At 71.5% G+C, this 18,823-nt stretch carries 13 protein-coding genes and 2 pseudogenes; 10 read left to right on the top strand and 5 right to left on the bottom strand.

The features are described from left to right. The first annotated feature begins 135 nt into the window (after positions 1-135). Both ACFV3R_RS20570 and ACFV3R_RS20565 read left to right on the top strand, forming a co-directional pair. Positions 136-1,437: an alanine racemase gene (locus ACFV3R_RS20570; protein WP_385584857.1), complete on the top strand. Its 1,302-nt coding sequence runs from the start codon at positions 136-138 to the stop codon at positions 1,435-1,437. A 113-nt stretch (positions 1,438-1,550) separates the two neighbouring features. Further along, complete coding sequence (locus ACFV3R_RS20565) at positions 1,551-3,179, top strand: amidohydrolase family protein (protein ID WP_385584745.1); 1,629 nt, start codon at positions 1,551-1,553, stop codon at positions 3,177-3,179. A gap of 61 nt (positions 3,180-3,240) precedes the next feature. On the opposite strand, the gene ACFV3R_RS20560 is transcribed toward ACFV3R_RS20565, so the two are convergent. Beyond that, on the bottom strand, positions 3,241-4,455 hold the full coding sequence (locus ACFV3R_RS20560; protein WP_385584742.1) for a GDSL-type esterase/lipase family protein: 1,215 nt from the start codon (positions 4,453-4,455) through the stop codon (positions 3,241-3,243). A gap of 68 nt (positions 4,456-4,523) precedes the next feature. Next, positions 4,524-5,300: a DUF998 domain-containing protein gene (locus ACFV3R_RS20555; RefSeq protein ID WP_385584739.1), complete on the bottom strand. Its 777-nt coding sequence runs from the start codon at positions 5,298-5,300 to the stop codon at positions 4,524-4,526. Between the two features lie 217 nt (positions 5,301-5,517). Here ACFV3R_RS20555 and ACFV3R_RS20550 point away from each other — a divergent pair, with 217 nt between their 5' ends. The 4 genes from ACFV3R_RS20550 (at position 5,518) to ACFV3R_RS20535 (ending at position 9,426) form a co-directional block, all read left to right on the top strand. After that, a complete protein-coding gene (locus ACFV3R_RS20550) occupies positions 5,518-6,111 on the top strand; it encodes a TetR/AcrR family transcriptional regulator (protein ID WP_385584736.1) in 594 nt (197 codons plus the stop codon). 334 nt (positions 6,112-6,445) lie between these two features. Continuing rightward, positions 6,446-7,270: a methyltransferase domain-containing protein gene (locus ACFV3R_RS20545; RefSeq protein WP_385584733.1), complete on the top strand. Its 825-nt coding sequence runs from the start codon at positions 6,446-6,448 to the stop codon at positions 7,268-7,270. Between the two features lie 127 nt (positions 7,271-7,397). Continuing rightward, complete coding sequence (locus ACFV3R_RS20540) at positions 7,398-8,609, top strand: pyridoxal phosphate-dependent aminotransferase (protein WP_385584730.1); 1,212 nt, start codon at positions 7,398-7,400, stop codon at positions 8,607-8,609. 409 nt (positions 8,610-9,018) lie between these two features. Beyond that, positions 9,019-9,426 (top strand): hypothetical protein, encoded by a 408-nt coding sequence (locus ACFV3R_RS20535; RefSeq protein ID WP_385584727.1) that lies wholly within the window; start codon positions 9,019-9,021, stop codon positions 9,424-9,426. Between the two features lie 219 nt (positions 9,427-9,645). Here ACFV3R_RS20535 and ACFV3R_RS20530 read toward each other — a convergent pair whose 3' ends face one another. Further along, positions 9,646-11,496 carry a phosphoenolpyruvate carboxykinase (GTP) gene (locus tag ACFV3R_RS20530; RefSeq protein WP_385584724.1) on the bottom strand — a complete coding sequence of 617 codons (1,851 nt, stop codon included), beginning with the start codon at positions 11,494-11,496 and terminating at the stop codon, positions 9,646-9,648. A 236-nt stretch (positions 11,497-11,732) separates the two neighbouring features. On the opposite strand from ACFV3R_RS20530, the gene ACFV3R_RS20525 reads away from it, so the two are divergent. Then, complete coding sequence (locus ACFV3R_RS20525; RefSeq protein WP_385584721.1) at positions 11,733-12,470, top strand: hemolysin III family protein; 738 nt, start codon at positions 11,733-11,735, stop codon at positions 12,468-12,470. Between the two features lie 121 nt (positions 12,471-12,591). Here ACFV3R_RS20525 and ACFV3R_RS20520 read toward each other — a convergent pair whose 3' ends face one another. Further along, a complete protein-coding gene (locus ACFV3R_RS20520) occupies positions 12,592-12,936 on the bottom strand; it encodes a hypothetical protein (RefSeq protein ID WP_385584718.1) in 345 nt (114 codons plus the stop codon). 280 nt (positions 12,937-13,216) lie between these two features. Beyond that, positions 13,217-15,261 (bottom strand): annotated as a pseudogene (locus ACFV3R_RS20515) (thioredoxin domain-containing protein). Positions 15,262-15,351: 90 nt separating this feature from the next. Between ACFV3R_RS20515 and ACFV3R_RS20510 the strand changes: the two are divergent. The 3 genes and pseudogenes from ACFV3R_RS20510 to ACFV3R_RS20500 all read left to right on the top strand — a co-directional run bounded on the left by ACFV3R_RS20510 (position 15,352) and on the right by ACFV3R_RS20500 (position 18,706). Next, a pseudogene (locus ACFV3R_RS20510) lies at positions 15,352-16,035 on the top strand (transposase). 424 nt (positions 16,036-16,459) lie between these two features. Then, on the top strand, positions 16,460-16,726 hold the full coding sequence (locus tag ACFV3R_RS20505; RefSeq protein ID WP_385584715.1) for an MbtH family protein: 267 nt from the start codon (positions 16,460-16,462) through the stop codon (positions 16,724-16,726). A 204-nt stretch (positions 16,727-16,930) separates the two neighbouring features. Next, a complete protein-coding gene (locus ACFV3R_RS20500) occupies positions 16,931-18,706 on the top strand; it encodes an amino acid adenylation domain-containing protein (RefSeq protein ID WP_385584712.1) in 1,776 nt (591 codons plus the stop codon). The last annotated feature ends 117 nt before the right edge of the window (positions 18,707-18,823 follow it).

Here is an 18,823-nt window from a genome sequence, read left to right as displayed (position 1 = left end):
AATGGGCGTTGCAGAGAATGCAACACGGACGCAAGGAGGCGCCCCATGGCCGCCGCTCACCCCGACGACGCCGCCCGGTCGGCCGACACCGCCCCGGGGAGCACGGGCGACGGCATGCCGCCGGTCCCCGCCGCCATGGAGGAGGCTCTGCGCGCGCTCGCGGAGGAGAAGGTCGACCACCGCTTCAAGGGCCTCCCCCCTCAGGCGGCGGGCCGCACGGTCGGCGAGCTGGCAGCCGAGCGCCGCAACCTGTTCACCGGCGGCTTCACCACCCCGGTGCTGGCCCTCTCCGCCGAAGCGGTCGAGCACAACCTCTCCCTCATGGAGCGCTACTCCGTGCGCCACGGTCTGGCCTTCGCCCCGCACGGCAAGACCTCCATGGCCCCGCAGCTCTTCGCCCGCCAGGTCGCCCACGGTGCCTGGGGCGTCACGGTGGCCGTCCCGCACCAGGCCCGGGTGGCCCGCGCGTTCGGCGTGCAGCGGATCTTCCTCGCCAACGAGCTGGTCGACGCGGCGGCGCTGCACTGGCTGGCCGGCGAACTCGACGCCGACCCGGAGTTCCGCTTCGCCTGCTACGTCGACTCCGTCCGCGGCGTCGAGCTGATGGACCAGGCGCTGCGCGCGGCCGGCTCGGCACGTCCGGTGGACGTGGTGGTGGAGCTGGGCGCCGGCGAGGCCGCGCGCACCGGTGCCCGCACCGAGGCCGAGTGCGTGCGGGTGGCTCAGGCGGTGGCCGGCGTGCGGACCCTGCGCCTGGTGGGTGTCGCCGGGTACGAGGGCGAGGTCCCGGACGCCGGGCCCCGCACCGTCCGCGCCTACCTGCGGCGGCTGACCACCCTGGCGGCCGACCTGGACGCCGCGGGCCACTTCGCCGAGGTCGCCGCGGAGAGCACACCCGCCGCGGAGCGCGAGATCATCGTCAGCGCCGGCGGCAGTGCCTGGTTCGACGCCGTCGCCGACGTCTTCGCCGACGTGCCGCAGCTCTCCGCGCCGGTGCTCAAGCTGCTGCGCTCGGGCGCCTACGTCTCGCACGACGACGGCCACTACCGCCACCTCACGCCCTTCAACCGGGTGCCGGAGGAGGGCTCGCTGCAGCCCGCCTTCCGCCTGTGGGCCCAGGTCGTCTCCCGGCCAGGCGGCTCGCAGGCGTTCGCCAACGCCGGCAAGCGCGACGCTGCCCACGACCTGGATCTTCCCGAGGCGCAGGTGGTGCGCGACGCCCGCGACGGCTCGGTGCGGCCCGCCGAGGGCATCACCGTCACCGGCCTGTCCGACCAGCACGCGTGGGTGCGGACCGAGGAGGGGGCCGACCTGGAGGTCGGCGACTGGCTGGGGATGGGCCTGTCCCACCCCTGCACCTCCTTCGACAAGTGGCAGCTCATCCCGCTCGTCGAGGCGGACGGGACGGTCGTGGACCTCATCCGGACCTACTTCTAGGACCTGTCCCGGCCGCCGGAACCTCATCCCCGGTCCGGCGGCCCGGTCAGGCAGGCAACCAGGCCGCCGCGGCCGGCGGCCGGCACAGCGGAACACCGAGGAAGAAGGCAAGCATGGACACCGTGGTGCGCGACGTCACCGTCATCGACGGGACGGGCGGCCCCTCCTACCGGGCCGACGTCGGCCTGGACGGCGGGCGGATCGCCGAGATCCGGCGCGAGGGGGCGGCGGGCGCCGCGCCCCGGCTCAGCGGCCGGCGCACGCTCGACGCGGCGGGCCTCGCCCTCTCCCCCGGCTTCATCGACATGCACGCCCACAGCGACCTGGCGCTGCTGCGCGACCCGGCGCACGAGGCCAAGGTCAACCAGGGCGTCACGCTGGAGGTCATCGGCCAGGACGGGCTGTCCTACGCACCGGTGGACGACCGCACGCTGGCCGAGGTCCGCGCGCAGATCGTCGGCTGGAACGGCAGCGGCCCCGGCACCGACGACCTGGACTTCGACTGGCGCTCGGTGGGCGAGTACCTGGACCGCCTCGACCACGGCTTCGACGGCCATGGCATCGCCACCAACGCCGCCTACCTCATCCCGCAGGGCACCGTGCGGATGCTGGCCCTCGGCTGGGACGACCGCGAGGCCACCCCGCAGGAGCTGGCCCGCATGCGCCACCTGGTCGCCGAGGGAATGGAGCAGGGCGCCGTCGGCATGTCCTCGGGCCTGACCTACACGCCCGGCATGTACGCGGACGACGCCGAACTCACCGAGCTGTGCCGGGTGGTGGCCTCCTACGGCGGCTACTACTGCCCTCACCACCGCAGTTACGGCGCGGGCGCGCTGGACGCCTACCGCGAGATGGTGGCACTCACCCACACCGCGGGCTGCGCGCTGCACCTGGCGCACGCCACGATGAACTTCGGCGTCAACAAGGGCCGCGCACCGGAGCTGCTGGCGCTGCTGGACGGGGCGCTGGACGAGGGCCGCGACATCACCCTGGACACCTATCCCTACACGCCCGGCTGCACCACGCTCGTCGCCATGCTGCCGAGCTGGGCGAGCGTGGGCGGCCCCGAGGCCATCATGGAGCGGCTGCGCGACGACGAGAGCGCCGCCCGCATCCGCCACGTCATGGAGGTCGAGGGCGCCGACGGCTGCCACGGCGTGCCCATCGAGTGGGACGCCATCGAGATCTCCGGCGTCAGCGACCCCGCGCACTCCTCCTACGTGGGCCGCACCGTCGCGCAGAGCGCTCAGGAGCGGGGTGAGGAGCCCTGGGTCACCGCCCGGCGCCTCCTGCTGGAGGACCGGCTGGGGCCGACGATCCTGCAGCACGTCGGTGACGAGGACAACGTCCGGCAGATCATGCGGCACCGGGTCCACACCGGCGGCAGCGACGGCATCCTCCAGGGCGCCAAGCCGCACCCGAGGGCCTACGGCACCTTCCCCCAGTACCTCGGCCGCTACGTCCGCGAGCTGGGCGTCCTCGGCCTGGAGGAGTGCGTCGCCCACCTCACCTCACGCCCCGCCGCCCGCCTGGGCCTGACCGACCGGGGCCTGGTGCGCGAGGGCCACCGCGCCGACCTGGTCCTCTTCGATCCCGAGACGGTCGCCGCCCGCTCCACCTTCGAGGAGCCCCGCGTCCTGCCGGCCGGCATCCCGCACGTCCTGATCGACGGCCACTTCGTGGTGGAGGACGGCCGCCGCACCGACGTCCTGGCGGGCCGGTCGGTGCGACGGGGCGCTTAGGGGTCCTTGCCATATGCCCGCCCGGGGACAGAGGCAACGGCTCGAACGAAACGGGGTGGGGTCAGTCGAACAGGGAGAGGTCGATGGATTCTGCAAGGGCGGCGTAGCCGGCGTCGTTGCCGTGGAGGTGGTCTCCCATGTGCAGGTCGTCGTGGATGCGACTGGGGTCGGCGGGGTCGCGCCAGACGGCGTCGAAGTCGAGGACTGCGTCGAAGGCTCCGCTCGTGCGGATCCAGTCGTTGATCTGCTCGCGCGCCTTGTCGCCCTTGGGGGTGTACATGTCCGAGCCGCCGTAAGGGGCGATGGTCGCGGCGTAGACCTTCGCGCCGTGGGCGCGGGCGCGGGCGGCGGCCTGGAGGTGGGCGGCGATGATGTCGTCCACGCCGACGGGCTCGCCGGGGAACATCGCGAGGAGGGCGGCGGTCTCCTCGTTGCGCGGGGCGTAGGAGAAGACGAGGTCGTTGCCAACGGCGATCACCACATGCCCCAGTCCGGGGGTGGCGAGGATGTCGCGGTCGAAGCGTGCGAGGGCGGCGGTGCCGATGCCCTCGGTGAGCAGGCGGTTGCCGCCGATGCCCTGGTTGACCACGCAGCGGGTCCGGCTGCCGTGCGCATGCAGGCGTTCGGCGAGCAGGTCGGTCCAGCGCCGGTCGGTGCCGGGGGTGGATCCGATGCCGTCGACGCGGGAGTCGCCGAGCACGGTGATGGTCTGGGTAGGGGTGTCGGGCTGTACTTCCACCGCGGTGATCAGGGCTTGCGCCGGCAGCGGAGCGGCTTTGGTGGGCAGCGCGGTGCGCGTGGTCGCGTCGCCGGGTATGAGCCAACCCAGCGTGTGGAAGGTGCCGTGGCACGTGGCGGTGTGCACACGGCCGGGCAGGTAGAGGCTGCTGGCCAGATGTGACAGTGCGGGGACGGTCAGGTCGACGGGGTCGCTGAGGGCCGGTGCGCCCGCCGGTACGGTGACGGTCGGCTGGCGGCCGAACGTGATCGCGCGGCTGCTGCTGTCCTGGATCGCGCCGTCGGCGTCCGCGAGGGCAACGCGGGCGGCGCCGATGGTCAGTGGCGCGGTGCCGTACTCGTTGCTGATGCGGATGCGCACGTGGTGTCCGCCGCCGCTGATGCGGACGACTTGCCGCAGGGTCGCATTCTCGAAGGGCTCGACGGAGCTGACGGAGTTGTCCGGGGCCTGCGGGGCTGCGCCCCAGGTGCGCACCCACGCAGCTGCGGCGGGGGCGGGATCGTCCAGGCTCGCGGGGGTGGTGGGGGTGCTGTTCACGATCGTGGTCCTTGGGGTGCGGAGTTCACGGCTGATGCTTTGCGTCGGTGGTGTTCGCCGGGGCGGGGTCAGCTCGCCGTGCCTACTGCGACGGACGGCGGTGCGGAGGTGTTGTTGCGTTTCCAGATCGCGGCTCCGGCGCACACGAAGCCGATGAGGAACGGGTGGACGACGCCGCGTTCGATGAGGCCGATGATCCCGATGACGTTGTCGTGAGAAGTGACGATCATGGCGAGGTAGAGCAGCATCGAGATCAGACCGATCACGCCGACCGTGATCAACGCTCGGCCCATGCGGGCGGAGACGCCGATGCGCTGCCGGCGGCGTCCGAGGACGATGGCCAGCACGTTGCCGCCGGTGAACCCGGCAAAGGCGCCCAGGCTGTGGTACTCACCGGTGCCGTCCTTGAGAGCCTCGCCCGATCCGGGATACAGCGCGAGCAGCACGCCGCCGACAGCCAGCAGCGCAGCGGGGACGAGTAGGGCCCACCGGCGCCTGTGGGCCAGGTCCCGCAAAGTGGCCACCCCGGCCAGGATGGTGATCCCGAAGAGGAGGAATCCGGCGTTCATCACCCAGGCCAGCGGCGAGTACATGTACTGGCCGAACAGGGTCGACGGCCCGTGGACACCCAGGTCGCTGATGAAGTCGTAGGTGTAGCTGTAGGCGGGATCGGTCCACGCGGCGGCGGAGATGAACTCCCCCAGCAGGAAGATCACTGGTCCTGCGATCAGCAGTGCTCCCGCCAGGCGGCGTTGAGGCTGGGGTCCGTCGGCACTGCTGTGCTCCTGCGCGTTCGTCGGTGGCTTCGCGCGCCGCACGGTGGAGCGCACGGTCGTGTGGGGCATCGGCGTCGTCTTTCTGGTGAAGGGCCGGGCGCTGACGTGCGGCGTTCGTGCCGACTGACGGCAGGCGGACGCTCCGGCCTCGGGGATGACGGGTGGTGGCATGGCGGTCTGTCGTCGAGACGTCCGCCACCAGGCACTGCGACTTCACCCGGACTCTAACTACACCGAGTATCCTTTTACAACCGATGGAGATAGCGACCGAGGGTAGAGTGAGGGCATGGTGGATTCAGTGCCCGTGGGGCGGCGTGAGCGCAAGAAGGCCGCTACGCGGACGGCGATCCTGGATGCGGCGACGGCACTCTTCCTCGACCGCGGCTTCGATGCCGTGACGGTGCGCGAGATCGCCGACAAGGCGGATGTGACACCCAAGACGGTCTTCGCGCACTTCCCGCACAAGGAAGCGCTCGTCTTCAGTGACGAGGGCGAACGGCACGAGCGGCTCATCGCCGCGGTGCGGGACCGCGCGCCAGGGACCTCGGTCTCTGATGCACTGAAGGCGCATTACCTCGCTGAGATCGACGCGCTGACGACCGAGCCGCAGAGCCAGATCCTTGCTCTGATGAACGGGACGCCGTCCCTGATCGACTACGCGGAGAAGATGTGGCTACGTCACGAGGACGCGCTGATCGCCACGCTCACCGAGGAGTTCGGGCTCGACGAGCCGAGTGACGAGATCCGCTTCTACGTCCGCTTCGCGCTGCAGATCCAGCTCATGGCTGCGCGTGAGGCGGACCCGGAATCGTCCGTGGCTGCCGGTTTCCGGTTCCTCGACCAGGGCTGGGCGCACCACAACGAGGGCCGGTGCTACTAGGCCAGGGCCTTTCCTTCGATCTTGCTGGGCTCGCCACGTCCGGCACCGCGCCTCGCCGCGTTGCCGTCAGTCGCTAATGGCCCCCATGCCCTTCGGGCACCGGGAGGTGCCCCCACCGCAGTGGCTCCTCCCCCAGCCTCCGGCCGGGGGCACCCCCACCTCCGCCTTGCGACGCACGGCACCGGACGCCGCTCCCTGATCCAGCCTGATCCAAAAGAAAGACCCGAGGCCCCGAGGGGCCGTGGCTCCCGAGGGTGCTCCGGCAGGGGCCGCCACGCGCACGACTGCGGAAACATGTTTGCGTGCCTGCGGAGCGACTCGCAACAGTGAGGGCATGTCACCGTCGTTCGAAGATCTCGTGTCCGAGGCCGCCACCGTGCCCGTGGAGGGCTGGGACTTCTCCTGGCTCGGGGGCCGGGCCACGGAGGAGCGGCCCTCCTGGGGGTACCAGGAACTCCTGGCGCGGCGGCTTCCGCAGGCCACTGCCGCCCTGGACGTGCAGACGGGCGGCGGCGAGGTGCTGGCCGGGGCGCTGACCGGTACGAGGACCGGCACGGGCCCCGCGGTCCGTCCCGTCCCCGCCCGCCGCCCGGCGGTGCTGGCGGCGACGGAGTCCTGGGCACCGAACGTCGCCGTGGCGACGGCGCTGCTCCACCCGCTGGGCGCCGTGGTCGTCGCCGACGAGGACGAGCCACCGCTGCCGTTCGCCGACAGCGCCTTCGACCTGGTCACCAGCCGCCACCCGGTCACCGTCCAGTGGGAGGAGATCGCCCGCGTCCTGCGGCCGGGCGGCACGTACCTGTCCCAACAGGTCGGTCCGGCCAGCGTCTTCGAGCTGGTGGAGTACTTCCTCGGCCCGCAGCCGGCGGCGCGGCGCGCCCGCGACCCGGAGGAGGCGCGCCGCGGGGCCCGGGCAGCGGGGCTGGAGGTGGTGGACCTCCGCGCCGAACGGCTCCGGATGGAGTTCCACGATGTCGGTGCCGTCGTCTACTTCCTGCGCAAGGTCATCTGGATGGTGCCGGGGTTCACTCCGGAGCGGGAACGCGACCGGCTCCGTCGGCTGCACGAGCAGATCACGGCCGAAGGCCCGTTCGTGGCCCACTCCTCCCGCTTCCTCATCGAAGCGCGGAAGCCCGACGCGGCGCGGCCGAGCCGCTGAGGCCGGGCGCCCGCCCCCGGAACGGCGCCCGGCCACCGCACGCAAGCCCTTCAGCGGCCCGGCCGGGGCGGCCCCACGTGGTGTAAAACACCGGGCGGGACCTGCTGCCCGCCCGTATCGTGGCCGTATGCAGGTGATCCAGTCCACGAAGCTAGCCAACGTCTGTTACGAGATCCGGGGCCCGGTGCTCGAGGAGGCGATGCGGCTGGAGTCGGCGGGACACCGCATCCTCAAGCTCAACACGGGAAACCCGGCGGCCTTCGGTTTCGACTGCCCGCCCGAGATCCTCGAGGACATCCTCCGGACGGTGGGCACGGCGCACGGGTACGGCGACGCGAAGGGCCTGCTCTCAGCCCGGCGGGCGATCATGCAGCACTACCAGACCAGGGGCGTCGAACTGTCGGTCGAGGACGTCTACCTCGGCAACGGCGTCTCCGAACTGATCCAGATGTCGATGCAGGGCCTGCTCGACGACGGCGACGAGGTGCTGGTCCCCGCCCCCGACTACCCCCTGTGGACCGCCTCGGTCTCGCTCGCCGGCGGCACCGCCGTCCACTACCGGTGCGACGAGCAGGCCGACTGGATGCCGGACCTCGCCGACATCGAGCGCAAGGTGACCGACCGCACCAAGGCGATCGTCGTCATCAACCCGAACAACCCCACCGGCGCGGTCTACGACGACGCGCTGCTGGAGGGCATCGCGGAGATCGCCCGCCGCCACAACCTGATGGTCTGCGCCGACGAGATCTACGACCGCATCCTGTACGACGGCGTCACCCACACCCCCTTCGCAGCCCTCGCCCCGGACCTGCTGACGCTGACCTTCAACGGCTTGTCCAAGGCCTACCGGGTCGCCGGCTACCGCAGCGGCTGGCTGGCGGTGTGCGGCCCCAAGGCCCACGCCGGCAGCTACATCGAGGGGCTGACGATCCTCGCGAACATGCGGCTGTGCGCCAACATGCCGGCCCAGCACGCCGTGGCCACCGCGCTCGGGGGGCGGCAGTCCATCAACGACCTGGTGCTCCCGGGCGGCCGGCTCCTGGAGCAGCGCGACGCCGCCTACGAGCTGCTCACGCAGATACCGGGCATCACCTGCGTGAAGCCCAAGGGAGCGCTCTACGCCTTCCCGCGCCTCGACCCCAAGGTCTACAAGATCAAGGACGACCGGGAGATGGTCCTCGACCTGCTGCGGTCCGAGAAGATCATGATCGTCCACGGTACGGGCTTCAACTGGCCGGAGCCGGACCACTTCCGCCTGGTGACCTTGCCGCGCAAGGAGGACCTCGTGGACGCCGTCACCCGCATCGGTTCCTTCCTCGACGGCTACAGCCAGTACTGACCCCGTACCGATCACCGTCAGGCCTGCCCACCCGCCCACTCCGGCGGTCCGACCCGCGCCGCTCCCCCGTCGAGGCCCCGGCCCCGCTCCCGCGGCCGGGACCTCGACGCGTTCATCCCCGCACCGCCCGGGGCACCCCGGAGCGCTCGGCCGCCCCCGCCGGCCCTGGCCTGGTCAGCCCTGCTCCCTGCCGGCGCCGCGCCGCGCCGTCCTGCCCCGTCCCGTCCCGCCCCGTCACAGGCAAGGGCCGCCCCAGCTCCGTCCCGTACAAGGCGTTCCCTGCCCTGCGACAACGGTCGACGGCAACCGGAGCAGCCCGGAAACACCCCCGAGCACCTCTTGCACGGAAGACAACTTTAGACATTGTCTAAGGTAGGATGGGCTCCTACAGCTTGCCAGGAGGTCTTCCGTGTACGAGCCGATCCGCACCCCGTCGGTCCATCGCATGGCCGCCGAGCCCGGCGTCCCCCACCGCTCCCGTGACGAGGAGCTGGACATCCGCCTCGCCGGGCATCTGACCGCTCTGCTGACCGTCACCGACGAACTGCGCGCCGTCTCCCCCGGCGAGGACCTCGACCGGGCCGCGGAACGCATAGCCGAACTCGTCACCCGGCTGAACCGCGGCAGGGCGCCGCTGCGCGCCGCACCCAGCGGCGACTCGGTGCACCACCCGTTCCCGTTGCACCAGCGGGCCCGCACCCTCGCCGGCAACGCCCTCTCGGTGGCCACTGCCCGCGACAACGTCACCGCGATGGAGCTGAGCACCGAGCGCATGGAGGCCCACGCCGCCGCCCTCGACCTGACGACCGCGGCCTGACCGCGGCGGCCCGAGCAGGACGGCCCGCGTACCGCGCGGCCAGTGCACCGGCGGTTCTGGCCACGCCTTTCCGTCTGGCCTCGCCCCCGGCCCCGGCCACCGGGGACAGGCACCGGCGCGGACACGGGCTGCGCATCCCCGGGAACACCCCACCCCGTGGGCACGGAGACGTCCCTCGCGGGCCTGGCCGCCCCACCGTGTGCGGCCAGGCCGTACGCGTCAGCCCAGTCGTTCCACCAGCGCGCGGTACTCGTCCCACAGCTCCTTCGGCGTGTGGTCACCGAAGGTGCTCAGGTGCGCAGGGATCAGTGCGGCCTCCTCCCGCCACACGTCGACGTCGACGCTGAGCAGGAAGTCCAGCTCCTCGCCGGAGAGGCCCAGGCCGCGGGTGTCCAGCGCCTCCTTCGTCGGCAGGACGCCGATGGGCGTCTCCACGCCCTCCGCGGTGCCCTCCAGGCGCTCCACGATCCACTTGAGCACCCGGCTGTTCTCGCCGAAGCCCGGCCAGACGAACCGGCCCGCCTCGTCCTTGCGGAACCAGTTGACGTAGTAGATCTTCGGCAGCTTGTCGCCGTCGCCGCGCGCCTCGGCGTCCTTGCCGACCTCGACCCAGTGCCCCATGTAGTCGCCCATGTTGTAGCCGCAGAACGGCAGCATGGCGAAGGGGTCACGCCGCAGTTCGCCCACCTTGCCCTCGGCGGCGGCGGTCTTCTCCGAGGCGACGTTGGCGCCGAGGAAGACGCCGTGCTGCCAGCTGTTGGACTCCGTCACCAGCGGGACGGCGCTCGCCCGCCGGCCTCCGAAGAGGATGGCCGAGATCGGGACGCCCCGGGGGTCCTCCCACTCGGGGGCGATGGTGGGGCACTGCTCCGCGGGGACGGTGAAACGGGCGTTGGGGTGTGCGGCCGGGGTGCCGGACTGCGGCGTCCAGTCCTGGCCCTTCCAGTCGGTCAGGTGCGCGGGCAGCTCCTCGGTCATCCCCTCCCACCACACGTCGTCGTCATCGGTGAGCGCGACGTTGGTGAAGACGGCGTTGCCCCAGAGCGTCTTCATGGCGTTGGCGTTGGTGTGCTCGCCCGTGCCGGGGGCCACGCCGAAGAAGCCTGCCTCCGGGTTGATGGCGTAGAGCCTGCCGTCCTCCCCGAACCGCATCCAGGCGATGTCGTCGCCGACCGTCTCGACGGTCCAGCCGGGGATGGTGGGCTCCAGCATGGCGAGGTTGGTCTTGCCGCAGGCCGAGGGGAAGGCCGCCGCCACGTACTTGGACTCGCCCTGCGGCGGCGTCAGCTTGAGGATGAGCATGTGCTCGGCGAGCCAGCCCTCGTCCCGCGCCATCACCGAGGCGATGCGCAGCGCGTAGCACTTCTTGCCCAGCAGGGCGTTGCCGCCGTACCCGGACCCGTAGGACCAGATCTCGCGGGTCTCGGGGAAGTGGGAGATGTACTTGGTGGGGTTGCACGGCCAGGGGACGTCCTGCTCGCCCGGCGCCAGCGGGGCGCCCAGCGTGTGCACCGCCTTGACGAAGAAGCCGTCCTCACCCAGGGCGTCGAGGACGTCCTGCCCCATCCGCGTCATGGTGCGCATGGACACCGCCACGTACGCGGAGTCGGTGATCTCCACGCCCAGTGCGGACAGCGGGGAGCCGAGCGGGCCCATGCAGAAGGGCACCACGTACATCGTCCGGCCCCGCATGGCGCCGCGGAAGATGCCGCGCTGCGAGCCGTCCGCACCGTCGCCGGTGAAGAGCTTCTTCATCTCGGCCGGGTCGTGCCAGTGGTTGGTCGGCCCGGCGTCCTCCTCCTTGGCGGAGCAGATGAAGGTCCGGTCCTCCACCCGCGCGACGTCCGAGGGGTCGGAGGCCGCGTAGTAGGAGTGGGGCCGCTTGATCGGGTCGAGTTTCCTGAACGTGCCCCTGCCGACGAGTTCCTCGCACAGGCGCTCGTACTCGGCCTGCGATCCGTCGCACCAGACCACCTGGTCCGGCTCGGTGAGGGCGGCGATCTCGTCGACCCACCGGAGGAGTTCCCGGTGGGTGGTCGGGGTGAGGGGAGCTGCGTCTACACGCGCCACGATCGCTCCTAGATGAGGGTTGGGCGGGCCGGTCGCACATGCCGGAGTCCGCTTGGTGTGGAGTTGTACCCCTTGGGGGCTGCGACCCGGATGCTTCGTGACCGCTCATCCGGTGCCGACCGCACTCATTTGATGATCCAGTGAGGCGAGGCCTTCTGTCCAGAGGGCCTCTCCGTGACCGTCGCCACCCTGGTAGTTGATTCGTAACCTACGGTCGCGTATATAGGCTGACCGTCATGAGTTCAGCGCCCCGTGCCGCCAAGGCAGACACCTCTCCCGTGTCCACCGCGGCGTCAGCGGTCAGCGAGGCCGCCGCCGCCGTCTCCGCAGCAGCAGCCCCCCTCAAGCCACGCCTCCGCGGCTGGCTCCACGCCGGGATGTTCCCGGCAGCACTCTTCTCCGGAGTGCTGCTGACCGCCTTCGCAGGCAGTCCGAGGGGACGTGTGGCCTGTGCCGTGTACACCCTCACGGCCTGCCTCCTCTTCGGCATCAGCGCCCTCTACCACCGAGGGAACTGGGGGCCGCGGGCTGGCGGGATCCTCAGGCGCCTGGACCACGCCAACATCTTCCTGATCATCGCCGGCACCTACACGCCGTTCACGATCCTGCTCATGCCGGGCACTCGCGGCGAGATCATGCTCTGGGCCATCTGGGCCGCGGCCCTGGCCGGTATCGCGTTCCGCGTCTTCTGGGTGGGGGCGCCGCGCTGGCTCTACACCCCCTGCTACATCGCGATGGGGTGGGCCGCGATCTTCTTCCTGCCCGACTACCTGCACGCCGGTGGCGTGGCGGTGCTCGTGCTCGTCCTCGTCGGCGGACTCCTCTACAGCGCGGGCGGGGTCATCTACGGCATCAAGCGCCCCAACCCGTCACCCCGGTGGTTCGGCTTCCACGAGGTGTTCCACTCCCTCACGCTGGCCGCCTTCGTCGTGCACTACGTGGGCATCTCCCTGGTGGCCTACACCCACCACTGAGCGGCCACGACCACCACGAACGCTCTCCCGGCGAAACACCCCTCGACACGTGCGCACCAACACGTGCGCACCGACGCATGCGCACCGACGCCCGCCCGCCACCGGCCGCGGCCCCGCGGCCCTAACCGCCGCCCGCCCGCTCGGCGTCCACCCGGGCCGGGCCGCCGGAGGGCGGGGCTCCGGCCGGGCGGACCTCCCGTCGTGCGCAGCCGCTCGCCGCGGCGGGGCCGGGCAGCGGTGCGCCCCGGGAGCCACCCCCGGCGCCCGTACGCCCGGCCGGGCCCGGAGGAGGCCCCTCCCAGGTACCGCGAGGTCGTGACGCCACCCCGACGCGCCAGGTCATGACGGCGACGGCGGCCACCGCCAGGCCCAGCACCAGCGGCGCGCCGCCCACGACATAGCTCCCCAGGCAGCAGACCGCCGCCACCCCCACGAGGGCGCCCGTCAACTGATGGTTGGTCGGCATCTCTCCCCCTCACCGGGCACTGCGCGCCCCGAAGTCGTCACCATGAGTAATGTTTCCACGGCGCATTCGACCTCACGCCCGATTTTTCGGACTTCCCTCCCAGGAGGGAGGGGAAGGGCGAGAAGGGGACGAGTGGAATTGACGCCACCGGACAGCCCGGAAACGAGGCGTCACCTCATCCCGCGGAGCGGCTCACCGGCCCACTCCGCCCGGCTCAGAGCCTCAGCGCCTCAGCACCTCGGCGCCTCAGCACCTCAGCGCCTCAGCGCGCCGGCGCCTTTCAGGGCGTCAGCTTCGCCATGAGCTCCGCCGGGTCGGTGGTGGGCCGGTCGCAGACGAAGCCGCGGCACACGTAGGCGGCCGGCGCTCCGGCCACCAGCGGGCGGTCCCGCAGCAGCGGCGCCCCCTCACCGTCAGGCACCCCGCGGGCCACCACGGCGCCCGGCGCGGGGGACAGCAGGGCCGCCCGGTGGAGGGCGTCGGTGGCGGGCTCGTCGTCCGGTCCGACCACCGCGACCTCCCGTGGTCCGTCCAGGGCCGCCTCGGCCACGGCGAGGCCCCAGCCGATGAAGCGCGGCACCCGCTCGCCCAGCGCCCGCACCACCCCCAGTGCTTCCTCGGCAGCCTCCCGGTGGGGCGTGCTGCCGGTGAACGCGGCGTACCGGAGCAGGGCCCCGGCGGCGGCCGTCCACCCCGAGGGCGTCGCGTTGTCCGTCGGGTCCTGCGGGCGCCGGATCAGCGTCTCGGCGTCGTCGGCGGTGTCGTGGAGTGCGCCGTCCTCGGTCCGGAAGTGGGCCAGGATCGTGTCGAGGAGGAAGCCCGCGAACTCCACCCAGACGCCTTCCCCGGTCACCGAGGCCAGGGTGAGCAGGCCCTCGGCGACGTCGGCGTAGTCCTCAAGGACACCGGAGTTCGCCCCCGCGGTGCCGTCGCGCGAGGTGCGGTGCAGGCGCCCCCGCCAGTCCATGTGGACCCGGATCAGCAGGTCGGCCGCGTCGGTCGCGGCCTGCACCAGGTCCGGGCGGTCGAAGTAGGCGCCGGTCTCCGCGAGCGCGGCGATCGCCAGTCCGTTCCACGCAGCAACGATCTTGTCGTCCCGGCCCGGTCGGGGGCGGCGCTCGCGGGCCTCGCGCAGCCGCTGCCGGATCGACTCCAGCCGGTCGGCGTCGACGGGGGTGCCGGTGTCCGGCAGGCACAGCACCGAGGCCCCCTCCTCGAAGGTGCCCTCCTCGGTCACCCCGAAGTGGCGGGCCGCCACCTCGGCGTCGTCCTCGCCCAGGACGGTCCGCAGTTCCTGCGCCGTCCACACGTAGTAGGCGCCTTCGACGTGGCGGCCGGAGCCGTCGTCGCTGTCCGCGTCGAGCGCGGAGGCGAAGCCGCCCTGTGCGGTGCCCAGTTCGCGCACCATGAAGTCCGCGGTCTCCAGCGCCACCCGCCGGGCCGTCTCCGACCCGGTGTCCCGCCACAGGTGGGCGTAGACGCGGCAGAGCAAGGCGTTGTCGTACAGCATCTTCTCGAAGTGCGGAACCGTCCAGGTGGCGTCCACCGCGTAGCGCGCGAAGCCGCCGCCGAGCTGGTCGTAGATGCCGCCGCGGGCCATGGCCTCGGCGGTGGCCTCCGCCATCTGGCCGGCGGCCTCGGAACCCGTCCGGGTCCGGTGGCGCAGCAGGAACTCCATGACCATGGCCGGCGGGAACTTCGGCGCGCCCCCGAACCCGCCGTGCCGGGCGTCGAAGTCCCGGGTCAGGGCCATGAGCGCGGTGTGGAGGTCCTCCGCGCCCGGGGCCTGCGCGGAACCCTGCGAGAGGGTGCGGGCGGCGAGGTCCCGGGTGATGCGGCCGGCCACCTCGTCGACCTCTCCCCTGCGCTCCCGCCAGGCGTCCCGCACGCCCTCCAGCACCTGCCGGAACGACGGCATGCCGTGGCGCGGCTCCGGCGGGTAGTAGGTGCCGAAGTAGAAGGGCTGTGCCTGCGGCGTCAGGAAGACGGTCATGGGCCAGCCGCCCTGCCCGGTGGCGGCCTGCACGGCCTCCATGTAGACGGCGTCGACGTCCGGGCGCTCCTCGCGGTCGACCTTCACCGCGACGAAGTTCTCGTTCACCAGGGCCGCGGTCGCCTCGTCCTCGAAGCTCTCCCCGGCCATCACGTGGCACCAGTAAATTATCAGAAGCATAAGTGACAGGACGAATAACCCACACTCAACAGAATGGGCACGTCCCGCCGCTTAGCTTCCCTCATCGCCTCCTCTCCCCACGGCCACCAGTCCACTGGGTTGGAGGCGTGCTGGAGGAGATACGGCGACGTCGCGTTCGCGAGTCGGTTCATATCGGCATCGTCCCACGATCGGGGCCGTCTGGCCCAGCTCATCCGTTACCGGATGCGACGCCATGGCTCCCAGGTGGATAGGCGTGGGTAATGCTCTCCAGGTTCTTCGACGACCTCGGCGAGGTCAGGGCCGCTCGGCTGACCCACATCAGTGCCGACGGCGCCGCCTGGATCGCCGAGGTCATCGCTCGGCGGGCACCGGGTGCGCTGCGGGTGATGGACGCCTTTCACGTGGTGGCCTCGGCCCCCGAGGCGTTGAACACCGAGCGCCGGACCTCGTGGAACCGGGCCCGCCGCGAACTCGGTGACCGGGAGACGGCCCGGTCACTGAAGGACTCCCGCTTCGCACTCTGGAAGAACGCGAGGACCTGACCGACCACCAGGTCGCCAAGCTGGCCTGGATCGCGGCCACCGACCCCCGGTCACCGCGCCTGGCGGCTGAAGGAGGCCCTGCGGGCCGTCACCGCCCTGGCCAGGCGCCGCCCGACCGCGGCCCTCAAGGCCCTGGACGCCTGGATCGGCTGGGCCCGCCGCTGCCGGTTCCCCTCCTTCGTTGAGCTCCAGCGCAAGATCGTCCGCCACTACGACGCCATCCGCTCCGCGCTCATCACCGGCCTGTCCAACGGACTGATCGCGTCCACCAACACCAAGACCCGCCTGATCATCCGGCGCGGCTTCGGCTTCCACTCCGCCGACGCCGTCCTCGCCCTCGTCATGCTCACCCTCGCAGGACCTCGCCCCACCCTCCCCGGACGCCAACCCCCGGCAGCATGACCCACCCAACAAGCAGGAGAGCCCGATTTCGGCCGGGCACCGGGGTGAACGGCTGCCGCATCGAGGTGTACGTCCCCACCAGTGCGGTGAGCGGCGAATCGCGCAGAACGACGTGTACTGGCCGGCGGCGCCACGGTTCCGCGATCGAATGGACACTGTGACCGTTGATCAGCGCACCGCCGGCGGTTAGTGGCACACCCTGGGCAGCTGAGCTCCGCACGACGGCGCCCTCACCGTGGTCTTGGCCGACCGGCCCCCGCAGGACGGATCATCCTGGCAGGTGATCGCCTCCGCCGTACGGGCCGTGTGCCACTGACGACCGACGCCCCGGCCTTGTTGCCCTGTATCTCGTCTACGGATCTTGCTTGGCTCGACAGGAGTGTGCGAGAGTCCTGAGTGGCGGGCGACCAGCACATTACCTGCCATGAAACTGACTAGGGGCGGGGGCCTTGTGGCGGAGTCGACGAACAATCCATTTGATGATCCGGACGGCCGCTTCGCGGTTTTGGTGAACGCGGAGGGGCAGCACTCGCTCTGGCCGATGTTCGCCGAGGTTCCGCCGGGGTGGACGATGGTCAAGGCCGAGGACAGCCGGGCTGCCTGCATCGACTACATCAACGAACGCTGGACCGACCTGCGCCCGGCGAGCCTGCTGCGAGCTCAGGAGTCGGCCGTTCCGCAGGGAGACTGACCGTACGACAGCGGATCGCCCAGGCTGTCGTGGCGCGCGCACTGCGGTGCTCGTCGAACAACCCGGGCACTGTCAGCAAGCGGTGCCGTCGAGCAGTGCGGGGCTGCGAGATCGAGGCGAGACCCTGTTCTCAACTTCCCGTTTCGAATGGCACGTTGAGAAGGATTCGCCGTAACTGGAACGTCGCCGCCGGGGAGGCGCGTGATGAAGGACGATGTGGCTGGTTGTGCCGTCGTGGTCAACCATGAGGGGCGGCACTCCATTTGGCCCGAACGCCGACCGCTGCCGGACGGCTGGCGGCGTGAGGGCTTTACCGGCTCGCGCGAAGACTGCCTGGCCCACATCGACACCCTGAAACCGGAGTTCAACGCGACCGCGGGTCAGGGCGACCTCCGGGACGTGGGCCCGGCGGGCGGGCCGGACGGTACGCTCGCCCGTAGCGCGCGCGCTGGTCACAGGCTGGATCTCCTGCTGGCGAACGCCGCCCGCAGGAACGCCGACCGGATCGCCCTCACCATCGGCAGCGTCGACCTAACGTACCGTGGGCTCTTTGAGCGCGCCGAACAGTTGGCCGCCGAGCTGGCGGCTCAGGGCGCTGCTCCGGGGATGTTCATCGGGGTCGCCGTCGACCGGTCGCCGGAAGCGGTGATCGGGATGATCGGCGTCACGCTCTCGGGCGCGGCCTACATTCCCCTGGACACCGGGGCGCCTCGCTCGCGCCTGCGGCAGACAGCCGAGCAGGCCGTCATCCGGTTGCTCACCGGAGCCGTTCCGGACGGGCTGGCCCAGGAGTTGGGGGCGGTTCCCGTCCCCGTCCCGGCGGCCAGCCGGGCCGAGGACGGCGCCGCGGCCCTGGTCGCTCCGACGCCGGTGGACCCGGCCTACGTGATCTTCACTTCGGGTTCGACGGGTCGGCCCAAGGGCGTGGTCGCGCCGCATCGGGCGGTGGTCCACTCGACCGTCGCCAGGTTCGCCGTCTTCCCGTCGGAGGCGATGAGCTATCTGATGCTCGCGCCGCTCACCTTCGACGCAGCCGTGGCCGGGCTCTACTTCACGCTCGCAGCCGGCGGACGGCTGGTCCTGCCGACCGCGGACGAAGCGCGCGATCCGGGCCTGATCGCGGCGCTCGTGACCCGGCACCAGGTGACCCACCTCGACGGGGTGCCGTCCCAGTACGCGGCCATCCTGGAGTTCCACCCTGAGGAGCTCAAGGGTCTGCGCTGCGTGGTGGTCGCCGGCGAGGCGCTCGCCCAGGGACTGGTGCGCCGACACGCAGCGGCCTTGCCGGAGGTGCCGCTCTTCAACGAGTACGGACCCACGGAGGGAACGGTCTGGTCGAGCGTCCACCGCTGCGACCCAGCCGACGAGGGGCCGTACGCGCCGATCGGCACACCCGTCGACGGTGTCGACGTCCTGGTGGTGGACGAGGACCTGGAGCCGGTCGCGGCGGGCGAGACCGGTGAAATCGCGGTAGCCGGACGCCAGTTGGCCGACGGCTACCTCGGGCAGCCGGAGCTGACGGCCGCCAGGTTCGTCCCGCACCCGAGGCTGTCGGGCGAGCGGATCTACCTGACCGGGGACCGGGGCCGGGTGGACGACCAGGGCCGGCTCGTCTACGCCGGGCGGCTCGGCACGATGGTCAAGGTCAGGGGCTTCCGGGTCGAGACCGGTGAGGTCGAGGGCTGGCTGAGGGCCGAGCCCGACGTGGTCGACGCAGTCGTGCTCCCCGAGTCGTTCGCCGGTACCACCCGACTGGTCGCGGTCCTCGTGAAGTCCTCGCTCGACGACTCCGCCGGCACCCCGGCCCTGCCGCCCCTGCGGACCCGGCTGGCCGAGCACGTGCCCTCCTACATGGTGCCCTCGCGTTGGCACGAGCTCGACCGGATGCCGCTCACCGTCAACGGAAAGATCGACCGGGCTGCCGCGGCGGTACTGGCCGGAGTGGCGACGGCTGCCACGGCGCCCATGTCCGGCAGCTGACCACACGTATCCCTTTTCAGTCCCCCGACCACGCCACTCCCCCCACCACGCTGCCCTGCCCGGTCGGCCTCCGTGTGCGCCGCCGTTTCGTCACACCGCTGTGTCGTCGCGCGGCGG

It is taken from the genome of Streptomyces sp. NPDC059740 (assembly GCF_042733155.1).
Lineage (GTDB): Bacteria > Actinomycetota > Actinomycetes > Streptomycetales > Streptomycetaceae > Streptomyces.
The sequence above is the reverse complement of the archived record's forward strand: the minus strand, read 5'-3'. Positions and strand labels throughout refer to the sequence as shown.

Excerpts from the sequence above, each read along its gene's own strand:
- ACFV3R_RS20570 (WP_385584857.1), top strand. The coding sequence starts at position 136 with ATGGAGGAGGCTCTGCGCGCGCTCGCGGAGGAGAAGGTCGACCACCGC.
- ACFV3R_RS20565 (WP_385584745.1), top strand. The coding sequence starts at position 1,551 with ATGGACACCGTGGTGCGCGACGTCACCGTCATCGACGGGACGGGCGGC.
- ACFV3R_RS20555 (WP_385584739.1), bottom strand. The coding sequence starts at position 5,300 with ATGCCCCACACGACCGTGCGCTCCACCGTGCGGCGCGCGAAGCCACCG.
- ACFV3R_RS20550 (WP_385584736.1), top strand. The coding sequence starts at position 5,518 with ATGGTGGATTCAGTGCCCGTGGGGCGGCGTGAGCGCAAGAAGGCCGCT.
- ACFV3R_RS20545 (WP_385584733.1), top strand. The coding sequence starts at position 6,446 with ATGTCACCGTCGTTCGAAGATCTCGTGTCCGAGGCCGCCACCGTGCCC.
- ACFV3R_RS20540 (WP_385584730.1), top strand. The coding sequence starts at position 7,398 with ATGCAGGTGATCCAGTCCACGAAGCTAGCCAACGTCTGTTACGAGATC.
- ACFV3R_RS20525 (WP_385584721.1), top strand. The coding sequence starts at position 11,733 with ATGAGTTCAGCGCCCCGTGCCGCCAAGGCAGACACCTCTCCCGTGTCC.
- ACFV3R_RS20520 (WP_385584718.1), bottom strand. The coding sequence starts at position 12,936 with ATGCCGACCAACCATCAGTTGACGGGCGCCCTCGTGGGGGTGGCGGCG.
- ACFV3R_RS20505 (WP_385584715.1), top strand. The coding sequence starts at position 16,460 with ATGAAACTGACTAGGGGCGGGGGCCTTGTGGCGGAGTCGACGAACAAT.
- ACFV3R_RS20500 (WP_385584712.1), top strand. The coding sequence starts at position 16,931 with ATGAAGGACGATGTGGCTGGTTGTGCCGTCGTGGTCAACCATGAGGGG.